Annotated in this window: 7 protein-coding genes and 1 pseudogene; 2 read left to right on the top strand and 6 right to left on the bottom strand. The window is 74.5% G+C overall.

From position 1 onward, the window contains the following. The coding region (locus ACWJ6R_RS25810) for a response regulator (protein ID WP_449064713.1) at window positions 1–1,242 on the bottom strand (1,242 nt) is incomplete at its 3' end. Between the two features lie 319 nt (window positions 1,243–1,561). Here ACWJ6R_RS25810 and ACWJ6R_RS25805 point away from each other — a divergent pair. Both ACWJ6R_RS25805 and ACWJ6R_RS25800 read left to right on the top strand, forming a co-directional pair. Continuing rightward, the gene (locus tag ACWJ6R_RS25805) at window positions 1,562–2,116 is read left to right on the top strand and encodes a hemerythrin domain-containing protein (RefSeq protein WP_449064712.1); all 555 of its coding nucleotides are present in this window, start codon (window positions 1,562–1,564) and stop codon (window positions 2,114–2,116) included. Between the two features lie 94 nt (window positions 2,117–2,210). Beyond that, window positions 2,211–2,699: a hypothetical protein gene (locus ACWJ6R_RS25800; protein WP_449064711.1), complete on the top strand. Its 489-nt coding sequence runs from the start codon at window positions 2,211–2,213 to the stop codon at window positions 2,697–2,699. Window positions 2,700–2,732: 33 nt separating this feature from the next. On the opposite strand, the pseudogene ACWJ6R_RS25795 reads toward ACWJ6R_RS25800, so the two are convergent. The 5 genes and pseudogenes from ACWJ6R_RS25795 to egtB form a co-directional block, all read right to left on the bottom strand. Beyond that, window positions 2,733–3,976 (bottom strand): annotated as a pseudogene (locus ACWJ6R_RS25795) (RNA polymerase sigma factor). 8 nt (window positions 3,977–3,984) lie between these two features. Continuing rightward, window positions 3,985–4,395, bottom strand: a complete 411-nt coding sequence (locus ACWJ6R_RS25790) for a YciI family protein (RefSeq protein ID WP_449064715.1) — start codon at window positions 4,393–4,395, stop codon at window positions 3,985–3,987. Between the two features lie 104 nt (window positions 4,396–4,499). Further along, window positions 4,500–5,489 carry an L-histidine N(alpha)-methyltransferase gene (egtD, locus tag ACWJ6R_RS25785; protein ID WP_449064710.1) on the bottom strand — a complete coding sequence of 330 codons (990 nt, stop codon included), beginning with the start codon at window positions 5,487–5,489 and terminating at the stop codon, window positions 4,500–4,502. Then, window positions 5,459–6,229: an ergothioneine biosynthesis protein EgtC gene (egtC, locus tag ACWJ6R_RS25780; protein WP_449064709.1), complete on the bottom strand. Its 771-nt coding sequence runs from the start codon at window positions 6,227–6,229 to the stop codon at window positions 5,459–5,461. Before egtC ends, egtD begins: the two co-directional genes overlap by 31 nt. Continuing rightward, complete coding sequence (gene egtB / locus ACWJ6R_RS25775) at window positions 6,230–7,567, bottom strand: ergothioneine biosynthesis protein EgtB (protein WP_449064714.1); 1,338 nt, start codon at window positions 7,565–7,567, stop codon at window positions 6,230–6,232. It lies immediately after the preceding gene. Window positions 7,568–7,767 lie beyond the last annotated feature (200 nt).

The raw sequence follows: 7,767 nt of genomic DNA, 5'->3' as shown, positions 1-7,767 counted from the left end.
CGTCCCGGGCGCGTCCGCCTCCGGCGCGTCGGCCTCCGGCGCGTCGGCCACGCTCACCCAGACGGGTTCCACCAGCTGCACGATGTGCTTGTAGTTGGTCAGGCGTTCCAGGAGCAGTTCGGTGACGCGGACGCCGCGGCCGATGAGCACCGGGCCGTTGACGGCGACGACGTCCTCGGCGATCCGCATGCCGACCTCCAGTTCTCCGACGCGGAAGGCGCGCACGGACTCCCGTGCCCCCGCCGCCCCCCGGACCCGGCGCAGGGCGGTCAGCACCGCGTCGTCGTGGCCCCCCTGCCGCTCCAGCGCGGCGACGGCCCTGTCCGCCGCCACCCCGCGTCCGGCGAACCCCTCGAACTCGATCGCCGCGTGCAGCACGCCGACGGCGGCCTCCACGATCGGACTCGACGGCCGCTCCTCGGCCGCCCATCCGTCGCCCCATCCGGCGACGCGGACCGGGCGGAGTCCACGCACGATCTCCACGACGGTCTCGAGCATCGGCACGTCCTGCAGCAGCCGCGCCGCGATGCCCGGCATGGCGGCGATCATCTTCTGCTCGTCGTCCGGCAGCTGCTGTCCCCGGTCCAGCTTCTCCAGCACGCTCGCGGGAACCGTGACCGCACCGAGCTGGGAGGCCATGGCGGCCACCTCGATCTCCCAGACGCCGTCCAGTCCGAGTTCCCCGCAGAGCTCGCCCACCAGGTCCCGGATGCGTCCCGCGCGGGCGAACGCCTGGGGATTGGCCAGCTCCAGGCAGCCGAAGAGCGCCTGCAGGCTGGTGCGGAGCGTCTTGTCGAGGATCTCCCGCTCGGTCGAGACCAGGCGGTGCCGCTCCACCGCGTCGCGGACGGTACCGCGCAGTTCCCTGGTGGGGCAGGGCTTGCACAGGAAGCGGAAGACCTGCCCGTCGTTGATCGCCGAGACGGCGGAGGGCAGGTCGCCCTGGGCCGTGTGCAGGATGCGGGTGACGTCCGGATGATGCAGGCGCACCTGCCCGAGCAGCTCGATGCCGTCGATGTTCGGCATGCGCATGTCGCTGACCACCGCGGCGAAGGGGCCGTGCTCGGCGAGAGCCGCCAGGGCGGCGCGTCCGTCGGGTGCGGTCACGACGCGGTAGTCCTGGCCGAGCTGGTGGACGAGCGTCTCCAGCACGGTCGGCTCGTCGTCCACCAGCAGGATGGAGGGCGTTTCGGCGCTGGACACCGCCGACCGGTGCCACAGCTCGTTCGACTCGTTCGGCATATCGATCCTGTTCCTCATCGCACCCGTCCGATCGGCATCGCCGGAGCCCTGTTGAGCACAACCGGCCGACCCGCCCGGATTCCTCGGCGCAGACCGCCTCCGGCGGGGGCCGCCAGCGCCGACCGCCGCGCGGGTCCGGGTCGGCCTTCCAGTACCGCCCCCGCCCGTCGTCGACGGCCGCCGTGCGGATCCAGCGTCCGGCCATGATGGCGGCGGTCGGAGGAGCGGGCCGGCCGCCAGCTCCCGCGGCCCGGCCGTGAGATCATGCACGGACGCCTCCGCCCCACCGCAGCCACCCATCCCACCCGGAAAGAAGCGCATGGACGCACGTTCCGAGGCCGGCAGCCGCCTCACCGCCCTGGGCACGCAGTTGCTCGAAGTGCACATCTGGCTCCGCGAGATGCTGGAGGACCTCCAGGACGGCATCGACGACTACCTCGACGGCAGGGGACTTCCGCCCCGGGACCTGCGCGCCCACTGCCTCTCCTTCTGCACGGCGCTGACCCGCCACCACATCGGTGAGGACAGGGGTGCGTTCCCGGCGATCGCCGAGGAGTTCCCCGAGCTGCGCAAGGTGCTCTCCGACCTGCGCACGGACCACAACCAGCTGGACTGGCTGATGGGGAACCTGCAGAGGCTGCTCGACTCCCTCCCGGAGGAACCGGACCCGGCGACGGCCGCCAGGGTGCGCGAGGAGGTGCACGCGCTGTCGGCGGTCATGCAGACGCACTTCATCTACGAGGAGAAGAAGCTGGTCTCCGTGCTCAACGCGATGGACGTGCCCGAGTGGCGCGAGAACCGGCCCGCCTTCCTGCTGGTCGACGACGCGGAGAACGGCGTTCCGCCCGCCGCCGGTCCGGTCGCGGGCCCGTAGCCGCCGCCCCGCGGCCTGTTGACGACGGGTGCGGGACTGCGCACGTTCCGCATGGGCCCGTCTCCCGGGCACCCCCGTACCGGAAGGGGCCGCGATGACCACCGCACCGGAACCGGAAGGGCCGTGGCCGGACATCGCGCCGGGCCCGATGGGCACGCCGTCGCCGGAGTTCGCCCGCCGGCGCGAATCGGGCCCGCTGGAGCCCGCCGCCATGCCCAGCGGCGACCGCGTCCCCGTGGCCGTCGGATACGAGGACGTCCGCGCGCTGCTGGCCTCGCCCGCCTCCAGCCGCAACCTGCGCCTGCCGGGGCTGCCGCGGCTGGTGAGCGGCATCGGCGTCGACGACGACCCGGACGCGCTGATCAACCAGGACCCGCCGGAGCACGCCCGCTACCGGCGGATCATGCACGGGGTGTTCACCCCGCGCCGCGTCGAACCGTGGCGTCCCCGCGTCGCGCGGATCGCCCACGCCCTCCTCGACGGCCTGGGCGACGACTTCGACCTGGTCGCGCTCCGCCTGCTGCAGGGGCTGACCGGCGCGGGATGCCTCTCGGCGGCCGTGTTCCTGCGCGGGAAGGACTGACCTCTCGGCTCCGGTACCGGGACGGCGGGCGGCTCAGTGGCCGCCGGCCAGCCGGGCCGCACGGGAGTGCAGGTAGCGCTGCTGGGCCAGGCCGGTCGCCCGCCGGGCCGCCTCCAGGTAGGCCTCGTATGCCGCCGCGCGGTCACCGGCCTCCTCCAGCAGGTGCGCGCGGACCGCGTGCAGCCGGTGGTCCCCGGCGATCCGTTCGTCCGTCCCGAGCTTCTCGACCAGGTCGAGGCCCGCCTGCGGGCCGCGGGCCATCGCCACCGCCACCGCGTGGTTCAGCGCCACCACGGGGCCGCCGGAGACCCGCATCAGCAGCTCGTACAGCGCCGCGATCTGCGGCCAGTCGGTCTCCGCGGCGCTCGGCGCCTCCGCGTGGACCGCGGCGATCGCCGCCTGGAGCTGGTGGGGGCCGACCGGCCCCCGGGGGAGGGCCGCGGTGATGAGGGCCACGCCCTCGGCGACGGCCTCGGCGTCCCACCGGCTCCGGTCCTGCTCGGCCATCGGGACCAGCTCGCCGTCCGGCCCGGTGCGCGCCGGCCGCCGCGCGTCGGTGAGCAGCATCAGCGCGAGCAGCCCCGCCACCTCGCCGTCTCCGGGCAGCAGCCGGTGGACCGTGCGGGTCAGCCGGATCGCCTCCGCCGAGAGCTCGGCGCGGTACAGCTCCGGCCCCGACGTGCTGGCGTAGCCCTCGTTGAAGACCAGGTAGAGCACGTGCAGGACCGCGCCGAGCCGCTCGGCACGCTCCCCGGGCGAGGGCATCCGGAAGGGCGCGCCGCCGTCCCTGATCCGCTGCTTGGCCCGGCTGATCCGCCGGGTCATGGTCGCCTCCGGCACCAGGAACGCGCGGGCGACCTCCGCGGTGGACAGGCCGCCGACCGCCCGCAGGGTGAGCGCGATCTGCGACGCCGGGGAGAGCGCGGGGTGGCAGCACATGAACAGCAGGATCAGCGTGTCGTCGCTCTCGGAGGGCGGCCGGTCGGCGGCGGGCGCCGTCCATCCACCGGGGGGCGTCCACCGGGTGACCGCGTCCTCGCGGTCGCGCCGGGCCTGCTCGCTGCGGAGCAGGTCGTCAGCCGGCGCGAGGCGACCGTGATCAGCCACCCCCGGGGGTTGCCGGGGACGCCCTCCCGGGGCCACTGCACGGCGGCCGCGAGGAGCGCCTCCTGCACCGCGTCCTCGGCGGTGTCGAAGTGCCCGTAGCGCCGTACCAGCGCGCCGAGGACCTGCGGCGCCAGCGGGCGCAGCAGGTCCTCGACCTCGGAACCGGGCATGGCGGGGATCAGAACTCCAGGTCGCCCTGGGAGCCGGCGAGCGGCCGCACGTCCGCCACCGCGCGCGCGACGACGTCGGCCGGAGCCGGGCACTCCGCCAGCCGGGCCGCGATCTCGGTCGCCCGGTCGAAGCTCTCGCACTCCACGATCCAGTAGCCCGCCAGGACCTCCTGGGTCTCGGCGTACGGCCCGTCCGTCACGACCGGCACGCCCTCTCGCAGCGGCCCGACCCTGCGGGTGTGGACCGGGGCGGTCAGGCCCCGCGTCTCGACGAGCTCACCGGACTCCTCCAGGTCCTTGTTGAAGGACTCCATGAACGCGCCCATCGCCGCGAAGTCCTCCGCGGACCAGGCCCCCGGCTCACCGGGCCGGCCGGCCATGGCGTCGTAGTCCCGCTGCGAGGCGTACGTCAGGATCATGTACTTCACGGTCTCTCCTCCACTTCCGGCACCGGTTCTCCGGCGCCCTCACCGGAGACGTCGGAGCCGCCGTCCCGTCCCGGACATCGGCGCGCGGCCGGATCTCAAACCGGCCCGCCATTCTCCCCGACTCCGGCGACGCAGAGGGCGAAGTCGCCCGGCGGGTCGGTCCACCAGCGCTCCAGGGCGAATCCGGCGCCCTCCAGCTCGGCGCGCACGCCCGTGAGCCGGAACTTGGCGGAGATCTCGGTACGGATCTCCTCCCCCGCCGCGAAGTCCAGCTCCAGGTCCAGGTCGGGGATGCGCACCCGCTGGCCGGTCGCCGAGCGCAGGCGCATCTCCATCCACTCGGCCTCGGCGTCCCAGAGCGCGACGTGCTCGAACGCTTCCGGGACGAAGTCCGCGCCCAGCTCCCGGTTGACGACGCGCAGCACGTTCCGGTTGAACTCGGCGGTGACCCCGCGGGCGTCGTCGTAGGCCGCGAGCAGCCGGGCCGGGTCCTTGACCAGGTCGAATCCGAGCAGCAGGGAGTCACCGGGCTCCAGGGCCGAGCGCAGCTCCCCGTAGAACGAGCGGCGCTCCGCCGGGGGCAGGTTGCCGACGGTCGAGCCGAGGAAGGCGACCAGCCGCCTGCCCCCGCCCGGCAGGACGTCCAGGTGCCGTTCGAAGTCGGCGACGACCGCCCGCACGGACAGGCCGGGGTACTCGGCACCGATCCGCCGGGCGGAGGCGGCCAGGAAGTCGCCGCTGACGTCGACCGGCACGTACCGCCGGAGCGTGCCGGCCGAGCGCAGCGCGCCGAGCAGCAGCCGGGTCTTCTCCCCCGAGCCCGCGCCCAGCTCGATGAGCGTGTCGGCGCCGGTCGCGGCGGCGACCTCGGCCGCCCGCTCGCGCAGGATCGTCTTCTCGGCGCGGGTGAGGTAGTACTCCTCCAGCCGGGTGATCTCCTCGAACAGCCCGCTGCCGCGCTCGTCGTAGAACCACTTGGGCGGCAGCGTCCTGGGGGCCGCGGCCAGCCCGTCGTACACGTCCCGGCGGAGCGACTTGGCCAGGTCGTCCGGGGTCAGGTGGCACTCGACAACGGGTTCGGACATGGAATCTCCTTGATCGGGCGGATGACGGCGCCGTGCGCGTCCGCGGTGACGAGGGAGCCGTCGGGGACCGGTCGCCAGCGGGCGTCGTCGTCGAAGGGTTCGGAGGCGATCACCACGGATTCGCCGTCGCACCGCAGGTACAGGCTGTCGCCGCAGGCGGTGGCGGCCAGCCGTACGCCGTCGGCGGCGAGCAGGTTGTAGCGGCCGGGCGCGAGCGCGGCGGCCCGGGCGGCGACCGACGCGAGCGCGCCGTCCAGCGGGCTCCCCCGCCGCCAGAGCCGTACGGCCATGGCGAACAGCAGCGCGGAGTCGACGGGGGCGCGGGCGTCGGGGACGCCGCTCTCGCCGAGGCCGCGCAGCCGCTCCTCCACTCCGGCGAAGGCGTCGATCCTGCCGTTGTGGCTGAACAGCCAGCCGTCGCAGGTGAACGGCTGGGCACACGACTCGTCGACGGGGAAGCCCGGGGTGGCGCTGCGCACCGCCGCCAGCACGCAGGCCGCCGAGACCACCTGCGCGACCTCGGCGAAGGAGGCGTCCGCCCACATCGGCACGGCCCTGCGGTAGCGGACCGGGCGGGCGCGGCCGGGGTGGTACCAGCCCACCCCGTACCCGTCGGCGTTGACCAGGCCGTGCTGCTGGCGGCGGGGGGCGTAGGACTGGGTGAGCAGGGAGTGCGGCGGGACGTGCAGCAGCTCGTGCAGCGTGACGGGCGGCCCGAGGTAGGCCAGGTGGCGGCACATCTAGGCGGCGTCCCGGGCGCAGCGGAACCCGGCGAAGATCTGCCTGCGGACCGGGTGGTCCCAGTTGCGGAACGTGGCCCGGGCCACCGACGGGTGGGTCGCCCACGAGCCGCCGCGCAGCACCTTGTACTCGCCGCCGAAGAAGACCTCGGAGTACTCCGCGTAGGGGAAGACCGCGAACCCGGGGTAGCCGGTGAAGTCGGTCGAGGTCCACTCCCACACGTCGCCGATCATCTGGTGGCAGCCGTACGGCGAGGCCCCGGCGGGGAACGCGCCCGCCGGGGCGGGGCCCAGCCTGCGCTGGCCCAGGTTGGCGTGGTCCGGTCCGGGATCGGCGTCGCCCCAGGGGAAACGGCGGGAGGTCCCGGTCGCGGGGTCGAACCGGGCCGCCTTCTCCCACTCGGCCTCCGTGGGCAGACGCTTGCCGGCCCAGCGGGCGTAGGCGTCCGCCTCGTACCAGCACACGTGCTGCACCGGCTCGTCCGGCGGGAGCGGCTCGGTCCGGCCGAAACGGCGCCGCGTCCACTGCCCGCCCTCCCGCGCCCAGAAGGCCGGGGCCCGCTTGCCCGACCGGTTGCGCCACTCCCACCCGGCGGGCGTCCACCACCGGGGGTGGTCGTACCCGCCGTCCGCCATGAACTCCAGGTAGGCGCGGTTGACGACCGGGGCGGCGTCGATCCAGTAGGCGGGCAGGTGCACGGTGTGGGCGGGGCGCTCGTTGTCGTAGGACCAGGGGTCGCCTCCCCCGTCCGTGCCCCCGTCCGTGCCCCCGTCCGTGCCCATCGTGAAGGGCCCCTCCGCGACGAGGACCTCCGCCGGAGCGGGCGGGGCGCCGACCGCCGGGGCGGCCGGTTCGTCCAGCACCGGCCCGCCCCGGCGGAGCTGGTGGGTGGCGAGCATCGTCTCGTCGTGCTGGTGCTCGTGCTGGACGACCATCCCGTAGACGAAGCCGCCGACCAGCAGCGGCCGGTCGGGGGTGAACCGGACCCGGCCGAGGGAGTCCAGCACCCGCGAGCGCACCTGGTCGAGGTAGCTCCGCGCCTCGCGCGGCGGCAGCAGGGGCAGCGCGACCCGGTCCGCCCGGGGGTGCTCGAAGGCGTCGTAGAGCCGGTCGATCTCCGGCCGGAGCGGCGCGTCCCCGGCCGCGGCCCGCACCAGCCACTGCTCCTCGTAGTTGCCGACGTGGGCCAGGTCCCACACCAGCGGGGACATCAGCGGCGAGTGCTGGGCCGTCAGCTCCCCGGCGTCCAGGACCTCGACGGTCAGGCCGAGGCTGCGCCGCCGTACGGCCTCCAGCTCTGCGGCGACGCGTTCCTTGATCCCGTCCTCGGTGGTCATGTCCGCGCTGTTCACACCTTCGGTGGTCACATCCTCGGTGGTCATGTCGGCACCTCGCAGAGCAGGTCGTCGGCCGGGCACCGGCCGGGTTCGACGTAGCGTTCGATGTAGGCGTCCACCAGGGGCACCAGGTCGGCGGCCCCGATCCGGGGCAGGGCGTCGCGGGCCGCGGCGAAACAGGCCCGGGCCGCCCGGGCGAG

This window comes from Planomonospora algeriensis (assembly GCF_977012225.1).
Note: the sequence above shows the minus strand (reverse complement) of the source record. Positions and strands in the feature narration are given on the sequence as shown.